Origin of the sequence: Ralstonia sp. OTU4908, from assembly GCF_038440115.1 — a bacterium.
GTDB classification, from domain to species: Bacteria; Pseudomonadota; Gammaproteobacteria; order Burkholderiales; family Burkholderiaceae; genus Ralstonia; species Ralstonia pickettii.
On record NZ_JASATD010000014.1, the window covers coordinates 34,612 to 51,687 of the forward strand.

Below are 17,076 nucleotides of genomic sequence, written 5' to 3' on the forward strand. Positions count from 1 at the left end.
TATGTCTCCCCGCGTTCATCGCGCTGGCTTAGGGGGCCGGGAGGGCTTCGGGCTTGACCGCTGACTCGCCATTCAAGGGCAGACCACTTCCCTTGTGCATGCCATCGCGAATCAGATTGGCCAGCAGCACTTCCACGAGAGTACCGCCACCACTACCGCTGCCGCCGGTTGCAACGACATCCGGCACCAGCTTCATCCCGGAGCCGGCAAGCGCCTCCGCGACCTGGACGACGGCGTAGTTGCCGCTCTCCATCGAGTCGATCTTCTGCTTGATGACGCTGGCCTCCGCGGTACCGATGGCCTCGACCTTCGCGGCCTCCGCTTCACCCACCAGCCTGACCACCTTGGCGTCCGCTTCCGCGTTGATCGTCTTAGCTTGCGCTTCACCCTCGGCCTGCTTCACCGCCGCCCGAGCGTTGAACTCCGAGATGGACACCTGACGCTCTGCGTCGACCACCTTCGCCTGGGTATTGGCCAGGGCCGTCGCTTGCTCCAGCTCCTGACGGACGGCTTGGGCTTGCTTCTGGGTTTCGAACGTGACTCTCTCCTGCTCGGCCTGCTTCCGGTCGGTCAGGGTCTGCATCAGCTGCTCGGGTGGCACGATGTCGCCGATCAGCGTGTCAACCGCGCCGACGTTGTACTCAGCCAGCGCGTCACCGATGGCCTTTCGGGCGTCGTCCTGACGCTTCGACCGCTCACGCAGGAAGTCGATGATGTCGGAGGCCTGGGCGCTGTTACGGAAGTAGTTGCCAATGGTCGGTTCAAGGACCTGCGTCACCAGCGCGGACATATCACCGAATCGGGCAATGACCTTCGGAGCATCGTTGCGCGGAATGTGGATGATCTGGCTGACATCGAGGTTGAACTTGAAGCCATCTGCCGAGCGTACCGTGATGGTCGACAGATTGGCGTCGAGCTTGTGGGCCTCCGATTTCCCTGCCGCCCAGTTCAGCACGACGTTTGCGGTCGGCACATTGCGGATCTTGTGGGTGTAGGGATTGATCGGATACTTGCCCGGATCGAGCGGCTCGGCCCATACTCCCTTCTCACCACGCGAGACGAGGTTGGCATGCTTGAAGGAATCGCCGGAAACGTCCCGTCCCTCGTTGCCGACATAGGCGATCACCACGCCGACGTGGGCAATCGGTACCTCGGTCATATCGACGACGTCAACGGTGGCGAAGCGCGGGTTGATGAAGTAGCGGCCGGCGAGGAGCACCTGTTCCTGCAAACCCTTGCAGCCCCCGTTCTGGATGAACGCCTGCGGATTCTGGAACATGTTGTGGTCAGGCACTTCCGGGCCAGCGATTTCGCCCCGCCCCAAGGGCTTGCCTTCGCGCGTAGTCACGATGCCGACTTTGTTGTCGGGAATGTCCACCACTTCGGCCACATTGACATCGAAGAGTACCGGGTTGATGCGATAGGAACCCGGGGCGATGATGCCACTCTGCGGCCCACGCTCACCACCGTTTTCCAGGAACGAAGCGCCATCCTGGTAGGAGTCACACACTACCTGCTTGGCGATTACGCGGCCCGCCGGCAACGGTGAGCCGTCACGGGCTTCCACGACGCCGATCTGGCTGGGCGGGATCGTGATGGTATCCGCGAGCGTGACCTTGAACAGCAGGGGATTGACCCGATACGTGCCCGGCGGAATTACATCGATCTGCGGGCCACGTTGGCCATCTCCCTCGAGGAACTGCCGCGCGTCCTGAAACATGTCGCAGTTGATGCGTTTCGCAAGAATGCGGCCGCTCGGCAGAGGATGGCCGTCACAGGCTTCGACGACCCCAACCTTCCCCACCGGGATCGTCACGAACTTCTTCAGCTCAACTGCGTACTGCCACGGCCAGAGCGCCCAATGGAGGCCCGGGGCGAGCGTGTCCGCCTGGTAACCAGCTTCGCCGGTCAGCGCCAAGATGCGCCCGTCGGGGAGACTGCGGTTTGAGCCGAAGAGAACGAATTTCTTCGTCACGACGCCAATGCTGTCATCGGGGACGATGATGACGCCAAACAGCCAGAGCACTTGGCGGTAGGCTGCTGCGATACTGATCACTGCGATTGCACCCACAATCTGCCAAATATGACCGAGGAGGTAATCCATAGAGAAATCCAGGTTCTTGTGTGTTCTGCACTGCCAGGAACATGTTCCTGGTCAGGAGTTGCAAACCCTTTGGGGGCAACGGCGTTGTGCGCGCAAACCTTGGCACCGCCGCAACACGATTATGTCTGTCGCGCAGAACAGAATGATCGACAAGAGCCCTGTTTTTTCTGCCGCCTTTCTTCGGATTCAATGGCTGGCATCGGGTATGGGCTTGGCCGGCCCACTATCCGAACACTGGCACTGCGAGCACTTCACCGAGGACGCGTCCGGCAGTAGCTGCTCCCCCCAGGCGGCAGGAAGAAGCTCGGTGCGTTCTCGCTCTTCGCCTCTTCGATCATCTCGCGTCCCCGCTTGCTCAAGATTTCGAACGTGTCAGGAGTAGCGCCCGAGACTGTCATCTGTCGAGATAGCCAGCGCTTCGAGCCCCATGGCAGCTGCAGCAGCATCCGAGGCTCTCTGATCCGGAGCGTCATCGCCCCAGTTCCCGGACGTCCCAGCGCCCGAGAATTGTCCATGTGAATCAGTCGGCATGCCATGATGATACGAGTTGAGCGCACTGAGTAGCAGCGTTCTCAGGCTGGTCGGAACATCTGTCGCCATGTACAGCCAGAGATCAAAATCATCGCTGTCGCTGGACAGCTTGTCGCTTCCGACGAACTGCTGTCTGGAAGGCATTGAACTGGTCTGCTGACGACGAGAATTCAATGCTGTCCTCTCGCGAGCAACATCGGCAATCTTCCTGATCTGTGCCTCTGCCTGGGCGGGCAACGGCACCTTCTTGGCTTTCACCTGCCCAAGCAGGGCGAGCAGATCCGCGCTCTGCTCGGCGGAAGCCGTGGACTGGGCAATGTGCGCATCCAGCTCCGCGTTGGTGCGCTCTATCTCGGCGTCAATGCGAGGCAACCCATGCCCGCACCGGGAATGAGTTCCCGGTGGGATGAAAGCCAAGATGCCCCGAAGAACGTGGCAAGGCCTGTTGGTAGCACCGTGTGGCGCGGAATCGATGCGCGAGAAGCGCGAGATAAGAAGGCAGGATATTCGATGCAAAGGAACACGCACCAGAGGCACGTTCTGCGCACTCCTAGGCAACCTCGCGCAGCGGCTGCAGCACAACATCCCGGTCGACTCTCAATGCCGCTCAGAAAGAAAAAAGGCCATCCTTCGGAGGATGGCCATGTTCAATCAAGCAGCAATTCGCGGCGGCTTCTGCGCCTTGCGCATACTCGGCACGTACCCGAATCGCGCCCATGCCTCCGGGTCTACCGGGAGCGGACTCGTGCGCCCCGCTTCGAGATTTACAAACACACCGCTGTACTGCAGCGTCCCGGTGCGGAACAATGTCCAAAGCAAATTGAAGGCTTGCACTGCAATCGCCTGGTTGATGACCAGCGACTGCTTGCGCAGCGCATCCTCCATCGAACAAGACGGCGCCGTGTCCTTTGCATCGCGCTTCGGATCAATCAGCTCAGGAAACAGGTCGCCGACGTGAGGTAGGCGATGTTCAGCCCGGCCGCGAACTTGGCCAAGGATGACTTGACCACGATCGGTCTCATTGCCGCAATCGAGATAGTAGCCGCCCGTGCCGCGTTGCATGGCCTTGAGGATGGCCTTTCGCGCCGCCCTCGTATCCACACATCCAACGACCAAATCACAGCAGAACCGATCATTGGCATTGATACGCTGCACTTCCGCCTGCCAGTTGGTGCCCATGAGCACATTCAACCGATTGACCAGAAGAGCAGCCTTGTGCCGACCGACATCCGCTGGATAGAAGCCCTGGCGGCCGACGTTGCTCTCACTGACCGTGTCATCGTCATAGACGACACAGTCGATACCACCGGGATGGCCAAGTTCGAGCATGGCGTGATGGAGCCGCGCCAGACTTGGGATAACCGCACTCCCCGTTCCGCCGGCGCCTACTACAGCAATGCGCCATGCCCGCTCTGTCATCGCGCGAGGGATGCTATGCGTCATTTTGGTCACACAACCTCCCGAATGCCGAACTTCTGCCTCCAGGCGGCCGGTATGTCGTGGACACGTTCGAAGATGCCCTTGACGCACAACCTTAACGCCATGGACGGGCGAATGCTTGCGCAGTTGCCCAGCACGAACGCAAATTTCACGTCGTGCCTGTCGTCCTGATTGTCGGTTCCCGAGAAGAAGGCTTCAAACGTGCCATGGGAATGGCAGTCCATGACCAAGTGCTCGTTTTCCTGCAGCACCGGCCGGTCGTAACGCAGATGTCCGGAGCCGTGATCCAAGATTGCGACAGGGACGAGCCGGAACTCGCACGAGACGCCATTCCAGACGATCCAAGCACCGGTTTCGTTCGGCATCGACGCACGCGCCATCTCGCCAAACTGGCCAACCAGTTCAGCTGGAAGTTGACCGCATGGCAACTCGGTCTCCTCATTGACAGTCCCGTAGGGGACGGCAGTTTCGACTTCGTAGCTTGCGATCTTGCGAACTACCCGCAGCCACGGGCGAACCACTTCGAGGAACACGCCGTTGGTTCCCACCAGCAGGCGTTCACCACTACCAGACAATGGTGTCAGGCTACCGAATTTCGGCACCATGATCGTCGGGAAAGACGCTTGCAGCGTCATGTCCATCGGATGCATTTCAACCTCCAACTTTGCCGGCGATGAGATCACCGAGCGATTTCTTCAACGGAATGAGCACTTCCTTCGGGTACTCGGCAAAGTTGCCATCGAGCATCTCCTTCCAGAAGGCGTACACACCTCTTTCGAACTTGACGCGTTGGGCGCCGCGGTTTGGATGCGTGAAGGCCGACGAGAAGAAGGCTTCTTCCCAACCGGCAATCGAAGCGACATCGATCTGCTTCGGAACCTGCGCAGAGCCGATGCAAATCCTTCCCACGTCCCACGTATTGAAGTACGGCGGCTCGTGCAGCATGGATTCCGGCGTCGGCCTGACGTCCTCCATCAAGGCAAACACGCTGAACCCGTCATTGGCCGCCTGGAACACCAAGCCCGGGTGCGGCACTACCGCACTGCGCGTACCCAATTCTTTGCATTGAAAGAACACCCGGCGAATCGCCGGCGGGCACCACCACGTTACGGCGCGCGTGCTCACGGACAGTACGTTCGGCGTCAGGAACTCGCCCTTCGGCAACGCTGACAAAGCAACCTGGGTCACAGCGTGAATGAGTGCTCGCCGATTGAGCGGAACACCCGGGCCGATTGCAGGCTTTCGAGTCCCCGCCTCGTGAGTGATGCGGTGTGCCGTCGAGTATGTGAACTGCCCCTCGGCCGGCCCATACAGCAAAATGGCCCCTTGCAGGGCCACGTCATGAGACCGACTGGCGGTCAAGATCTTGGCCATGGGGCCTCCTATCGTGAAATGATGGTCAGTAATTGGTCGAGAGCCTTTACGATCTCGAACATGCGCGACAGGTCCTCATACTGCTTGGGCACCTGTTGCGGGTCGCTCGCCAGCGGAATCAGCACCTGGTACATCGTCGCCTCTCCGCTATTGCTAATGCATTCGAAATGGTCATCCAGCAGTTCGCCGATCCACTCTTCGGAAAACACCGCAATGGAAGCGGCCGAATATGCAGGTTCGGCCCATTGCGAATGTTCGAAGAGCTTCGAGCCCTTGGCGCGCTGCAGTGCATCTTCCAGCTGCAGCATCGCGCGGCATACCCGCTGAATCCAGCGACTTGACGAACGCGCCAGCTCCAGCACCTCCGACCTCTTGAGAACGGACCGCCGAGGGCCTTTCCGGCCCTTGCGCTTGCCGCGCTCGGGGAACATTTCTTCCGGCGCCAGGACCGGACGAACATTGGAAGGCAGGTAGCGCTCGATGTCCTCACTGTCAGCCCCAAGGCGATCAGCAAGACTCTCCCTCGCGTTCTCGTCGGACACACCCTCATCCCAATCCCACCACCACCTGGCGAACATCTCCAGGAAGTAACTCGGTGTGCGCAAGAAGAGCGAGTTGCAGGACGCTTCGTTGATCAGCGCCATCACAGAGCACAAGAGCCCGGGGTGGGCGCGCTGCAGTGGGTGCATCCGTGCGCCAATCTCGAAGATCTGCTCATGAGGCAACTCGATCGCCAAGTACAACGGCGCCGAGAGGTCCGTCTCCCATCCAAACTGATCGACCTGATCGCGTGCTGCCGCCTGGTCGAGCAAAGCGAACCCAAACAGAAGCCGCTTGCACGTCGGTGTGCGTCGCCGCAGCCACGCGAACATCGCCTCTGCGAACATGTCACCAGCATTGCCGCTGGAGCGAGCGTCGCGCGGCGAGAGCGGACCAGCCTCGAAATGCGCCCGTATCAGACCGGTAAGGTCTCCCTCGTCGGTATGCCGAAGGCGTGCAATCGCTGGAACGCATTGTGAAATGGCCGGGAGTGTTAGAAAACCATCGGCAGCTCTATGTCCGGCAGGGGAATCGAATCGACATGCCGCCCCGCCGGTGAGGCTTTCACTGAAGCCTGATAAACCTTGGCAAGAATCGAACAACACGATTCCACCTCCTCATCATGTAGAAAAACCGCCCTATCGGGCGGTTTCTCAGTTCCATTGATGCTGACCGGATCGGCCAACGCATTCATCAGATCGCGCTTACGCATGGTTGCCCTTTGCGCCCGCGGCACGCACGAACTTGTACACAGCGTTTTCCCCCTTGTACTCCGGACCCTCCACGGCTGCCGTGGTGAGTTCGGGATACTGGGCGGTGTACATGTCGCGCACTTGGTCCGGAGTGAACTGCGTTCCCGGATCGGCAAGCGTCATGCCGTTGTAGGAAAACTCGCGCTTGACCGTGTTGATGGTGATAGCCATGGCTTCTCCTTAACCGAGCAGATCAGCGAGGGAGGTGCCAGACGATTTTTTGTCGCCTTGCGCATCTTTAGCTGACGAACTCGTGCTACCGGACGTCGTTTCAGTGACCTCAACATCGACCACACCATCGTCATCGTCGTCGTCCATGCCTTTCGACTTGGGCGCCGGCAACTTCGGATTGGCGCGATTGGATGTCGCGAGGGCCTTGGTCGCCTTGTTCGACTGAGCAGCGGTAGCCGCTTGAATCACCGCCTTCGTGGACTCGACCTGTTCGGCGAGACCCTGGCGGGCCTGCGTCACACCACCGATCGCATTGGCAAACTCAGCATCCAACTCCGCCGGCGTGGCCGTCAGAGCAATCGGCGCAACCAGGGCTGCGTCGTCCGGCTTGCTGACGGTCGGCGCGACGACCACGGTCATCTCGTCACCCTGCATTGAAAGGGTGATAACAACCTTGTCGCTCGCCTTCACGAGCGGCACCAGTTCTTGAAACATAGGGATTTCCTTGAAAATGAATGGGATGGGGAAGCGAGGCGTGGTCAGAACTTCAAGACCTTGGGCACCTTGCCCGTGTAGTCAAACCCGTCTACCTTGAGGAGGGCCTCAATGACTTCGAGCTTCGATTGGTTGAACAGCTTGGAAAAGCGATCGCCGAGCGCGTTGCGCATGCCCAGCTCGTCGGCGAGAGCCTTCAACTCCGATTTGGTCAGGAGTTCCAGAAAATCCTTGGATTTCTGAAGGTTCCAGTGCTTGGTCAGGTCGAGCGCGTGGTACTTGCAGAGCGACGTCAAGACAGGCACATCGATTCCTTCGATCGCGGCAAGCGCGAGCGAGATCGTCAGATTGAGCCGCTTGTCAGTAGCCAGGCCGGCCACAGAGATAAGGTTCTTCGAGAGATCGGTGGGAGAGCTGGTCTCGTCCGCGATCCGTTCAAAGAGCGTCCCCATCTTGTCGCTGGTGATGGTGCGTGCATGACCGGACAGCGAAAGTGCGAGGAGATAGTGGTTGGCCGTTGCTTCGTTGGCCGCCACCTCCCGGCGTAGCGCCTTGCGCCACACCCCTTGTCGGTAGGTCTTCACCTTGTCCGACTCGGCAATCGACGTGGCCGCGTGTTCGGCCTTTCCGCCCTTGTCCGCGCCCTCCTTGGCCGGCGCGGCTTTGGGGCCCTTAACAGTAGACGGCGCTTCAGCGCGCTCGGCCTTGATCCTCGCTGCAACCTTCTTGGCATTGCAGGACGGATCAAAACACTGACCACGGAAGACCTTGCCCAGGCTGTCCGGCAGACCACTCACCGCGGCGCCGAAATTCTGGCAGCCGTGACATGCTTTCGCCTGTTCGGCACCGACTCCCGTCGGTCCCTCCACCTGCAATTGCACGCGCGTGTGGTTGTCGCCAGCGCGGACGATACGGATAACCGGGTATTCGTCCTTCAGGCCGTACGAGATACCTTCCAGCTGCGTCTCGGTCTTGCCCTTGTAGCAGGTCGGGTTGGTACAGCTACCGGAGGAAATCGCCTCGGAAAACATCACCGACTGCAATTCCGAGTTGTGCGCGCATGTCGCACACTCGCTCTTGTCGAAGATCGCGTCCTTCAGGTTGCAGGCAGCTTGTTCGATGGCCTTCTTGAGGTCCGCCACCGTCTTTTTCTCTTGCAGAATGATCGGCAAGAACAGGTCCTGCTTTTCCTTCGTCAGGGTCGCAAGCAGCTCGGCATGCCCAAGCTGGATGGAACGCGTGTTCAGCGCGTCCAGCACCGCAGGACTGCAGTTCATTAGCGCCAGCCGGCGGTCGAGGGTCGATCGCGGCCAGCCGAGTTGGCGGGCAGCTTCATCGCGGTCACCTTTCAGGTCCCCAACGATGTCCGCGGCCGCAACGGCTTCTTCAGACGGCGCCATGTCGGCGCGCTGAACGTTCTCGATGAGCGCCAGCCGGCGCGCTTCCCCTTCCGTCATCTCACGGATGACAACGGGCATGTCGTAATCGTCACCGCAGGCAGCTTTCGCCCCACGGTACCGGCGCTCGCCAGCGACCAGTTCGTAGGTGCCGTCCTCAAGAGGGCGCACCAGTACAGGTTGAATTACGCCATCCTCACGGATGGACTCCGTGATCTCCGCCATTTTCGCGGGATCGAAGTACTTCCGGGGGTTCTTGCCCGGCCGGATTTGGCCGAGTTTGACGGTGACGCTCTGTTGGTTTTCTTGCATTTGTGGGTTCTCCAGGGATGGAAAAGGGGAACCCGTTGCCGCACCGGGAACAGGTTCCCGATGGGATGGAAAATGAAAGCGAGGGCCACCGAACCGCTGGCCCTCGGACAACCGCGAGACGCTGCGCGTCCTGCGATCAGGAGATCGATGCGTCAAAGACGCGGAGTGAGCTTTGAGAATACCGGAAACACGTCTGCGGTGCCAGACAGCGGATCCCCCTCCGCAGATGGGGACCCGCTCTTGCGCGAGGCCGGCCAGTGGCCAACCTAGAACAACGACAATTGCTCACGTTGCCGGGCAATTTCAGCGTGCTGTTGCGGCACCGCTTCAATGATGGCCGGCGCTTGCGGCGGTTCAATCGCCTCCAGAATCGACAGGACCGTACCCATTTCTGCGGGCACGAAATTGCGTTCGGAATCAACGGGCGGGGAGGTTTCCTGGCTACGCTCACGCGCAGCCAGTTTCCGGTTCCACCCGCCAAGCACGTGCGCTGGTGTGTACCAAACCTCGCGCTCCTCAAGCATCAATGAGTTGCCAAGGATGACAACCGCAGGGATATGGAGCAAGGCCAGCTGCACATACGTCATGTGTACGCACCGTGGATCGATATCGATGCACGTTGCATGCATGGCCGTCTGGTAGTTGTGGCCCGCCTGATGCATAGCCTCCGCCATTGCGATCACCATGCCACCAGCGCCGCAGGTTGGCTCCATCACGGTGATGAAGCCATGTTCCGCGACGTCCGGATCATGGTCATTGACCTGCATCGCAGCCATCATGCTGGATACCGAATAGGGCGTGAAAAACTGCCCCGCCCTATCGTTGCCCAGCTCAAGCAGCATGTAGGTGTGACCAAGCACATCGCCAAAGCCACCGGCGACTCTGACCGGCGCCGGCGACCCGGGAAGGACATCAGTCATCCGGCGCTCGTAAGTGAGCACGAGGTGGCCAAGCATCTTCGGGAACTGGTCCACTTCTTCTTTGGTGTACTTCTTGACGATCTCCATGTACCGAGCCTCTCGGCCGTCTCGCTGAGCGAGATCGACCGCATTGCTGAGGCTCAGTGCGGACATCTCAACGAAGTCGGAGAACACATCGCTTGCGCGGTGACGGTACCCGAAGGCCTTGATCAAATCGACCAAGGCCTTTTGGTGTTCGTCGGCGGTCTCCAGGTGCCGGCGTTGTGCTGCCCTGCTCATTGCAGAGCCCCAACTCGCACATTGAAGCGCTGGTTCAGCGATGCGCAAAAGGCATCCATGTCGGGGACCGCGCCAATAGCCAGAGCGGCTTTGATGTCGGCTTCAGCGACCCGGAGTTCCGATTCCACATCGATAGTCGATGCCACACTAGTCGAAGCATTGCTGCGCACAGTCTCCACAACAGCACGTGCAATTCGCACACAGAACAGCTCGAACTCGTGTGTTACCTCAGCTTCTTTCCTGATCCGCGTTGCACGCAACGATGGATCGAGGATTGGCAAGGCCTCCTGTTCGAAACGAGCCACCACCAGGTAGCTTTCGAAGGCTTTGAGCTGTGCTTCTTTGAAACGCTGAATAACGGCGTTGAACATGGAACGTCTCCAGAAAATGGACGAGAGACGTCCCTGCTGGGACGGCTCCCAGCGGGGAAGAAGATGGAACGACCTGACCGACCAGCGCTAACGAATCGGCGTGCGTAGGCACACCGCGACGTAGCGAAGTTCGCTCAGGTGTTCAAGGGAAAGACCGGCCGCAGAATGCGAACGATAGGCCGACACGTGCAGTGTCGGAGATGAAACCGGACCCTACAGCTGTGGGGGAAACAAGATGTAGGCCGCCCAGATGGCGGTCAAAATCGATGCGTCGTAGACGCGGCAAACCGTTTCAGAATATCGCAGTTGCTCTGCATTTTCCAGCAGCTGCGCGCACGCGCGCCCAGCCCGCTACCACCTTCCTGGCATCGGCCGCGTCATTGCAGCGCTCCGCAAGCGATTGACGACGGCCCAGCGATAGTGGTCCTTCTCCTCTGGTTCTTGCATCCCTGAGAAGTCTGGCATCAACCCCGCCAGCAGGCCCGGTGCGTCCTCACGAAGCACGCCGTCAGCGATGAGCTTGTTGCGTAGTAGCTTGGAGACGCTCCAGCCAATCTCCTTGAACGCCACATAGTCCCAACGAGCTGGAATGAGGTCCTCGCTGAACCACGCTTCGCCGCCGTGCCCAACAACCCCCACCACAGTGTGGTGTATGCCTTGCGAATCCGAATGCACGCGCGCCTCGAACCGCAGCACATGCGGCTCCGGGAACCAGAAGACGCGATCCAGCATGCGCGCGAAGGCCTGCGCCTCAATGCTGGCCAGTGCCTGGTCTTCAGCCTCCCCAAACTGGGAGCAGGGTTCGGCCTTTGGGCGGCCGCCTATTTCAACTTCTCGCATGTCGTGTGCTGTGGTGTGGGAATGCGGCGAAAGCCCACGCGAATATCGAGCTTTTGCTTGATTCGATCGTCGTTGCCCGCCCCAAAATCGTACCGGCCAGTTCGCTCAACCGGCGCCATTGACTTCGCAGCCATGCCGGTAACTTGGAACCATATCCCGATGGTTTTCCGACATGCGCTTCACACGTTATCTCCGTTACTACCCGATCGATTTTACCTCGCGCCGCGAGGCCGCTTTCGCTCGCAAGCAGGCCCGCGAGCGTGCGCGCTATCCCCTGTTTCCCGAGCACATAGCCGAGTCACAACGCACCGTCGCTGACGAAATCGCCCTGCGCCAGCGTCGTTCCGACAGTCTGGAGCTGCGTATGCGCGCGCTCCAGGCCAAACACTGGCGCAAAGGTCGCAGCATGTACTTCGCCCAACCGGCGGCCGTTCGTGCCCACATCCAGGAAGCGTGGCGAGCATGGCGTGGCCCCACCACTCCCAACAACTTCATCTATGTAGTTGAGCAGCAAACCGGCGAGGGCGAGCGCCGCCGTGCGGCGATCCGGGAGAGGGATGCGGCGTTTCGCGCGTCTCTCGTTGACACACAACTGACCCTCGCCTGACATGCAGCCTACCGAAGAGCAAACCGCTGTCGTTGATGCGTCCTTGGATGGCGAACCGTTGAAGGTTGACGCTCGTGCGGGCGCCGGCAAGACCTCCACCCTAGGCCTCGTCTCGACCGCCAAAGGGCGGGCTCGTGGTGTCTATTTGGCCTTCAATCGCCTCATTGCGGAGGAGGCCAAGCGCAAGTTCCCTTTGTCCGTGCGGTGCGGAACGGTCAACTCCCAGGCATACAGATCCGTATCGGCCGACATCACCCGGAAGCTCCGTAATCCGTTGGAGCCCAACTACCTCCTCGCAGAGCGATTCGGCCTACAGCCTATCAAGGTCCCGACAACGATCGGGAAGAACCTTGAACTGACCTCCGCCAAGCTTGGCCGGATGGTGCGAGACGGCTTGGCCAGGTTCTGTGGCTCTGCCAAGCCGACGCCGCTCGATTGGCACATCCCGGTCGATCCGCTGATCACCGAGCAAGCGGCTGAAGCGCTACGCCATGCGCTGCTGCCTTCGGTCGTCAAGCTCTGGGAGGAATCACAAAACCCCCAATCCCCGGGCGCTATCTCCCACGACGTGTACGTCAAGCTGTGGCAGTTGAGCCGGCCGACCATCCCTGCCGACTACATCCTATTCGATGAGTCGCAAGACGCAAACGGCCTGATGCTTTCGGTGCTTCGACGCCAATCGGCCCAGGTGATCTATGTCGGCGACCCGTACCAACAGATCTACGAGTGGCGCGGTGCCGTCAACGCGATGGACCACATCAAGGCGCAGAAGCGTGCGCTGACGCTGTCCTTCCGCTTTGGCGAGCCGATCGCTGCGCTGGCGACCCGCATCCTGCGCACGATGGACGAGGAAGTGCCCGTCAGGGGCCAGGCCAGCATTGCATCGCGTATCCACAAGGACATCTCGCCGAGCGAGCTGAAGGTCAACGCCGTGCTTTGCCGCAAGAATGCAACGGTGCTGTCCTATGTCGCCGATGGTCTCCAACGCGGCGAAAAGGTCGCGATCCGCGCCAATATCCGCGACATCATGGCCTTCCTGGACGGCGCCGAACGGCTGATGTGCGGCCAGCGGACCGACTATCCGACCGCGCTATCCCTGTTCGCCAACTGGTCGGAGGTGCAGGACTACGCCGACTCGTTTGCCGGGCGAGACCTGAAGCCGTTCGTCAAGCTGATCGACGATGAAGGCATCCCCTACGTCCGCCAGCTGCTTAGCACTGTCAGCCCAGAGTCCGAAGCCGATTACGTGGTCTCGACCATCCATCAGGTCAAGGGCCTTGAGTACGACTCGGTCCGCATTGCCGGCGACTTCAGGTTCAAGACGGACGACGACGGCAAGTACACGATGGACACGGAAGAGAAGCGCCTCCTCTATGTCGCACTCACGCGCGCCAAGCGCAACCTGGACATCACTGCCATCCAAGTTGACATGCACAGAATGTTCCGGGATGCCGGGGTGTAAAGGGGCACACCATGATCAAGATCCGGATCGGCCCGTCCGACTTCGACCTTGCTGAGGTGCTGGAGAACCCGGGCCGCTACACAACCCAGCTCGAGCGCGCCAAGCGAATTCAAGGGTTCGCCGAGTGCGGCTGCACAGAGCATGCCCCTCGGCCGAAGCTCGTCATCCGGCGCCTCCGGTCGGCGTTCATCCTGGCGCGCTGGCCAGATGCCAACTACAAGCATCGTCAGGGGTGCCCGTTTCAGGAACGCAAAGGCCACGCCACGGCGACGGCAAGAACCAAGGGCCCATTCCAAACCCGGAACGGCAAGCACCTCATTCAGCTTGATCTGTCCTTGGAGGTTACACAGCCCGGCACCGGCCAGCCTGGCCCGCGATCACCCCAGGCCTCCAGTGCGCCGCGAGCGCATCGCCGATCGGCACCTCTCCTCGCATTTCTCGAATACGCCTGGGAGGCGGCTGGATTGCACGCGTGGGCCGATCAGGGATACCGCGGTTGGAATGCATGCTGGTCCATGCTCAGTGCCGAGTTCGCCGACGCGAAAATCAACGGCCGCCCGGCAGCCGATGTGCTGCACATCATGCGCAGGTGGGACCCGGAACATAAGGCCGAGATCCTTGCCGAGTTCGATGCATTCGTCGCGCGGCTGACCACTGCTGGCACCACGACGCACCGGGGGCTGATCATCGGCGAGGTCGGCGAGTTCAAACCGAGCGCTCACGGCGGCATGCTGGTGCTGCGCCAAAGCCACCAGCGGTATTTCATGTCCAATGCGCTGTTTCAGAAGGTCTCACGCTCCTACGCGACTGCGCTGGCCGGTCTCGGCCGCAAGGATTTGCGGAGCGTGGCGGTCCTGGCCGTCGAGAAGACCGCCAATGGCTACTTGCACGTCGCCGACATGGCAGCCATGTTGACCAACTCGTCCTTCCTGCCATGCGACTCGTCGCACGAGGCAGTCATGGCCGACCACCTGATTCGCCTGCAGCGCAGGTTCGAGAAGCCACTGCGCCATGTGGGCGCCGCCGCAGTCCACCCGGACTTCGAGTTAAAGGATGTCGACCAGCGCACCGTTATCGAAGTGCTCGGCATGACCGGCAACCGCGAGTACGACCGGCGGATGCAGGAAAAGCGCGAGTACTACGCGACCAACGGTATCCGGTTGGTCGAATGGAACCCGAACAAACACCCCGTAGCGGACACCCGCCTCCCGCCGACACATCGAGACCGGTGATGAAGACTCCACTGAACCGCTCTGCCGATGGCGCACGCATGCAACCAGGCGCCCCGCTCAGCTCACTCAAGTCGCCGGCGATGACCGGTAACATCGTCAACAAGGAACCCCCCATGCAAGACACGCAATGCTTGGCAATTCGTGATTGGCTGTTTGACCAGCATGACAGGGTGACCGGCACCGCACGCCTGTTCCGTTACGTGGCCGTTGTTCCGAACGACAGCGATGTCAAAAGCGCGACGGTCCACTATGCATTGGCGCGCCCGGTTCCGATTACCGGCACGTTCGCTGCCGAGCCCGACGACATCGTGCGCGAGCTGCTGGCCCAATCGCCTTTCCGGTCCGCCGAATTGCACCTTGCAGAGCACGACGTGCTCAAGGACAGCTGGCCGGTCAAGTGGGGCCTGACTGCCAAGGACAGCCTCTCGAACTGGCCGGTGCTGGTGCTGAGCGAGCGGGACGACAAGAGCGTGTACGGGGTCGTCATGCGCTCGCCCAACCTCGAAAGCAATGCTCTTCGTTTTGCGTCGCTCTATTGCGACCCGGAAGAGGTAGGGCTGATCCTGGATCTCTTGATGCTCATGCAGCCCGACGATGCGTTCCTGGGCTGGTTCAAGGAGTCAGAGATTGCGGCAAGCGACCTCGAACAGGCGCTCGCGGCCACTCCGCAAACGGATGCAGGCCAAAAATTCGTTTTGCTGTATCGCACGGACGAATGGCTGTCCGGCATCTGGAATGCAGATCGGCCCATCGTCGAGCGCATCAACCTGACGAGCCTGGCTGATTTCCACGGCATTCCGGTCTCACTGGCCAAGAAGCGCCGGCGCGCTGACCTCGAGCAGGCCTGCGACAACCAGACGGTCACGGGTGACTATGACGCACTGGTGAAGGCACTCACAGCCGCCGGCGGCGAGATGCCCAGTCGTGGCAGCGACTACGAGGCTGACCCGGCCGTGCGCGTTCTATGCGATTGGTGGAACGGCGCGGCACCCGACGGCATGCGCCACGCCGGCGCGCTTCGCATCTACGTCTGGTCCGACGAGCGGCGCGTTTTCCTCCCAGGCGATCCCGAGGAGCCGGGCCTGCCGGCCGATGTGCTGGCGACTCAACCCACCTATGCACTGTTTCAGGAGCCCGGCAAACCCACCGTGGCAGTCGTCTTTTTGCGTGGGCGCGAGCACAACGTGGCGCTGCCCAACGGGTCGACCCAGATCCAGTTTGCCAACGGCAATCCCTGCTACGTAATTGCGCTTCCGATATCCGTGGCCAATGAGGCCTTCTACTCGGCTCAGGGGTTGCGCGCGGTGCGCCGCTTCATGGTGACACGCGTGCCAGCGCTGGCCGCCGGCGACCTGCAGGTGGCCTGAACGACTGACTCCCGGGCGTACACGACATCGGAGGATGGAATGGCAGAGCAATTGATCGACGCAGCGCAAAGCACGCTGGCCAAGGCGCTGTCGGCACTGAGCCGTCGTGCCGACCGGGTGCACTCACAGCTCTGTGCTGCGCAGCGTATTCGCACGGCCTATCTCGCCGCGCAGGTCGGCATATTGGTGCCGGCCGTCTCTCGGTCGGTTGTTCGTTCGCTTCAGGTCAGGCTCCCCGCATTCATGACCTCCGACGTCATCGCGGAATTCCACCGCGGGCGCAAATTCCTTGCGGTGTTTCCCCGCAAGCAAACCCGTGAGTCGCTGTCGATCCTCCAATACGCGCTTACGGCGTATCTCAGTCAGATCCGCTACCAGGAATTGAAGGAATTCGACGCTGAAATTGCCCACCTGCGGGCCTACCTCACTGACTTGGAACGCGCACGTGAGCAAGCGTCAGACCTTCTGCGGGTGCTCCAGGTGGTGCAGGATCGCGCCGCACCGGTTCCCTCCGAAGCGCAGCCGCTACTGGCTCGGATGGCTGGCGCTGGGGATCGACATTGCCGGCGCTCGAACGCCGGCACCGACGGTCGGCGCCGCGCGGCCAGTGCATTGGATGATCAAGACACGAACCTATGCGCGTTCGTGTTGGCAGAACTTCCCTCTCGTTTGGGGGAGCTTCTGACGCGCGACAAATCGGCGGCCTTCGACGCGTCGACCGAACGCCCTCGCGCTGGGCCGACCACTGGCTCGCCACGTTTGCCTGTTCCGGCACTCGACACGCTTGACGCGCAACTCGCGACGGCATGACCACCGAGCGGCTGGTGCCATCCCTTGACTTTGTACTGGGCTGGCTACGCTGATCTGAATCCATTGCCACCC

The 17,076-nt window shown here is 60.8% G+C and carries 18 protein-coding genes; 5 read left to right on the forward strand and 13 right to left on the reverse strand.

From position 1 onward, the window contains the following. Positions 1-28: 28 nt before the first annotated feature. The 13 genes from AAHM38_RS14115 to AAHM38_RS14175 all read right to left on the reverse strand — a co-directional run bounded on the left by AAHM38_RS14115 (position 29) and on the right by AAHM38_RS14175 (position 11,526). Positions 29-2,104: an SPFH domain-containing protein gene (locus tag AAHM38_RS14115; RefSeq protein ID WP_012435685.1), complete on the reverse strand. Its 2,076-nt coding sequence runs from the start codon at positions 2,102-2,104 to the stop codon at positions 29-31. 372 nt (positions 2,105-2,476) lie between these two features. Further along, a complete protein-coding gene (locus AAHM38_RS14120; protein ID WP_021197371.1) occupies positions 2,477-3,007 on the reverse strand; it encodes a hypothetical protein in 531 nt (176 codons plus the stop codon). Positions 3,008-3,286: 279 nt separating this feature from the next. Then, a complete protein-coding gene (locus AAHM38_RS14125) occupies positions 3,287-4,078 on the reverse strand; it encodes a PRTRC system ThiF family protein (RefSeq protein ID WP_029674028.1) in 792 nt (263 codons plus the stop codon). Positions 4,079-4,083: 5 nt separating this feature from the next. Then, the gene (locus tag AAHM38_RS14130) at positions 4,084-4,725 is read right to left on the reverse strand and encodes a PRTRC system protein A (protein ID WP_012435682.1); all 642 of its coding nucleotides are present in this window, start codon (positions 4,723-4,725) and stop codon (positions 4,084-4,086) included. Between the two features lies 1 nt (position 4,726). Continuing rightward, a complete protein-coding gene (locus tag AAHM38_RS14135) occupies positions 4,727-5,449 on the reverse strand; it encodes a PRTRC system protein B (protein WP_012435681.1) in 723 nt (240 codons plus the stop codon). Between the two features lie 8 nt (positions 5,450-5,457). Further along, a complete protein-coding gene (locus tag AAHM38_RS14140) occupies positions 5,458-6,471 on the reverse strand; it encodes a PRTRC system protein F (protein WP_225694731.1) in 1,014 nt (337 codons plus the stop codon). A gap of 11 nt (positions 6,472-6,482) precedes the next feature. Continuing rightward, entirely contained in the window at positions 6,483-6,701 is a 219-nt protein-coding gene (locus AAHM38_RS14145) for a hypothetical protein (protein ID WP_012435679.1), read from the reverse strand. Beyond that, on the reverse strand, positions 6,694-6,912 hold the full coding sequence (locus AAHM38_RS14150; protein WP_012435678.1) for a PRTRC system protein C: 219 nt from the start codon (positions 6,910-6,912) through the stop codon (positions 6,694-6,696). The genes AAHM38_RS14145 and AAHM38_RS14150 overlap by 8 nt, the downstream gene beginning before the upstream one ends. Before the next feature lie 9 nt (positions 6,913-6,921). Next, positions 6,922-7,407 carry a PRTRC system protein E gene (locus tag AAHM38_RS14155; protein ID WP_012435677.1) on the reverse strand — a complete coding sequence of 162 codons (486 nt, stop codon included), beginning with the start codon at positions 7,405-7,407 and terminating at the stop codon, positions 6,922-6,924. 44 nt (positions 7,408-7,451) lie between these two features. Further along, complete coding sequence (locus AAHM38_RS14160; RefSeq protein WP_012435676.1) at positions 7,452-9,116, reverse strand: PRTRC system ParB family protein; 1,665 nt, start codon at positions 9,114-9,116, stop codon at positions 7,452-7,454. Between the two features lie 266 nt (positions 9,117-9,382). Then, positions 9,383-10,315 carry an N-6 DNA methylase gene (locus tag AAHM38_RS14165; RefSeq protein WP_012435675.1) on the reverse strand — a complete coding sequence of 311 codons (933 nt, stop codon included), beginning with the start codon at positions 10,313-10,315 and terminating at the stop codon, positions 9,383-9,385. Further along, a complete protein-coding gene (locus AAHM38_RS14170; protein ID WP_012435674.1) occupies positions 10,312-10,686 on the reverse strand; it encodes a hypothetical protein in 375 nt (124 codons plus the stop codon). Before AAHM38_RS14170 ends, AAHM38_RS14165 begins: the two co-directional genes overlap by 4 nt. A 351-nt stretch (positions 10,687-11,037) precedes the next feature. Then, positions 11,038-11,526, reverse strand: coding sequence for a hypothetical protein (locus AAHM38_RS14175; RefSeq protein ID WP_012435671.1), 489 nt, complete (start codon positions 11,524-11,526; stop codon positions 11,038-11,040). A gap of 172 nt (positions 11,527-11,698) precedes the next feature. On the opposite strand from AAHM38_RS14175, the gene AAHM38_RS14180 reads away from it, so the two are divergent. From AAHM38_RS14180 to AAHM38_RS14200, 5 genes are read left to right on the forward strand one after another with little or no spacing between them, the layout of a single operon-like run. Then, positions 11,699-12,133 carry a hypothetical protein gene (locus AAHM38_RS14180; protein ID WP_012435670.1) on the forward strand — a complete coding sequence of 145 codons (435 nt, stop codon included), beginning with the start codon at positions 11,699-11,701 and terminating at the stop codon, positions 12,131-12,133. A gap of 1 nt (position 12,134) precedes the next feature. Further along, positions 12,135-13,595, forward strand: a complete 1,461-nt coding sequence (locus AAHM38_RS14185; protein WP_012435669.1) for a 3'-5' exonuclease — start codon at positions 12,135-12,137, stop codon at positions 13,593-13,595. Positions 13,596-13,606: 11 nt separating this feature from the next. Next, positions 13,607-14,827, forward strand: a complete 1,221-nt coding sequence (locus AAHM38_RS14190; protein ID WP_012435668.1) for a DUF1173 family protein — start codon at positions 13,607-13,609, stop codon at positions 14,825-14,827. Beyond that, entirely contained in the window at positions 14,827-16,194 is a 1,368-nt protein-coding gene (locus AAHM38_RS14195) for a hypothetical protein (protein WP_012755744.1), read from the forward strand. Before AAHM38_RS14190 ends, AAHM38_RS14195 begins: the two co-directional genes overlap by 1 nt. A 39-nt stretch (positions 16,195-16,233) precedes the next feature. Next, positions 16,234-17,004, forward strand: a complete 771-nt coding sequence (locus AAHM38_RS14200) for a hypothetical protein (protein ID WP_012435666.1) — start codon at positions 16,234-16,236, stop codon at positions 17,002-17,004. Positions 17,005-17,076 lie beyond the last annotated feature (72 nt).

Excerpts from the sequence above, each read along its gene's own strand:
- AAHM38_RS14115 (WP_012435685.1), bottom strand. The coding sequence starts at position 2,104 with ATGGATTACCTCCTCGGTCATATTTGGCAGATTGTGGGTGCAATCGCA.
- AAHM38_RS14125 (WP_029674028.1), bottom strand. The coding sequence starts at position 4,078 with ATGACGCATAGCATCCCTCGCGCGATGACAGAGCGGGCATGGCGCATT.
- AAHM38_RS14130 (WP_012435682.1), bottom strand. The coding sequence starts at position 4,725 with ATGCATCCGATGGACATGACGCTGCAAGCGTCTTTCCCGACGATCATG.
- AAHM38_RS14135 (WP_012435681.1), bottom strand. The coding sequence starts at position 5,449 with ATGGCCAAGATCTTGACCGCCAGTCGGTCTCATGACGTGGCCCTGCAA.
- AAHM38_RS14145 (WP_012435679.1), bottom strand. The coding sequence starts at position 6,701 with ATGCGTAAGCGCGATCTGATGAATGCGTTGGCCGATCCGGTCAGCATC.
- AAHM38_RS14150 (WP_012435678.1), bottom strand. The coding sequence starts at position 6,912 with ATGGCTATCACCATCAACACGGTCAAGCGCGAGTTTTCCTACAACGGC.
- AAHM38_RS14155 (WP_012435677.1), bottom strand. The coding sequence starts at position 7,407 with ATGTTTCAAGAACTGGTGCCGCTCGTGAAGGCGAGCGACAAGGTTGTT.
- AAHM38_RS14160 (WP_012435676.1), bottom strand. The coding sequence starts at position 9,116 with ATGCAAGAAAACCAACAGAGCGTCACCGTCAAACTCGGCCAAATCCGG.
- AAHM38_RS14165 (WP_012435675.1), bottom strand. The coding sequence starts at position 10,315 with ATGAGCAGGGCAGCACAACGCCGGCACCTGGAGACCGCCGACGAACAC.
- AAHM38_RS14170 (WP_012435674.1), bottom strand. The coding sequence starts at position 10,686 with ATGTTCAACGCCGTTATTCAGCGTTTCAAAGAAGCACAGCTCAAAGCC.
- AAHM38_RS14175 (WP_012435671.1), bottom strand. The coding sequence starts at position 11,526 with ATGCGAGAAGTTGAAATAGGCGGCCGCCCAAAGGCCGAACCCTGCTCC.
- AAHM38_RS14180 (WP_012435670.1), top strand. The coding sequence starts at position 11,699 with ATGCGCTTCACACGTTATCTCCGTTACTACCCGATCGATTTTACCTCG.
- AAHM38_RS14185 (WP_012435669.1), top strand. The coding sequence starts at position 12,135 with ATGCAGCCTACCGAAGAGCAAACCGCTGTCGTTGATGCGTCCTTGGAT.
- AAHM38_RS14190 (WP_012435668.1), top strand. The coding sequence starts at position 13,607 with ATGATCAAGATCCGGATCGGCCCGTCCGACTTCGACCTTGCTGAGGTG.
- AAHM38_RS14195 (WP_012755744.1), top strand. The coding sequence starts at position 14,827 with ATGAAGACTCCACTGAACCGCTCTGCCGATGGCGCACGCATGCAACCA.
- AAHM38_RS14200 (WP_012435666.1), top strand. The coding sequence starts at position 16,234 with ATGGCAGAGCAATTGATCGACGCAGCGCAAAGCACGCTGGCCAAGGCG.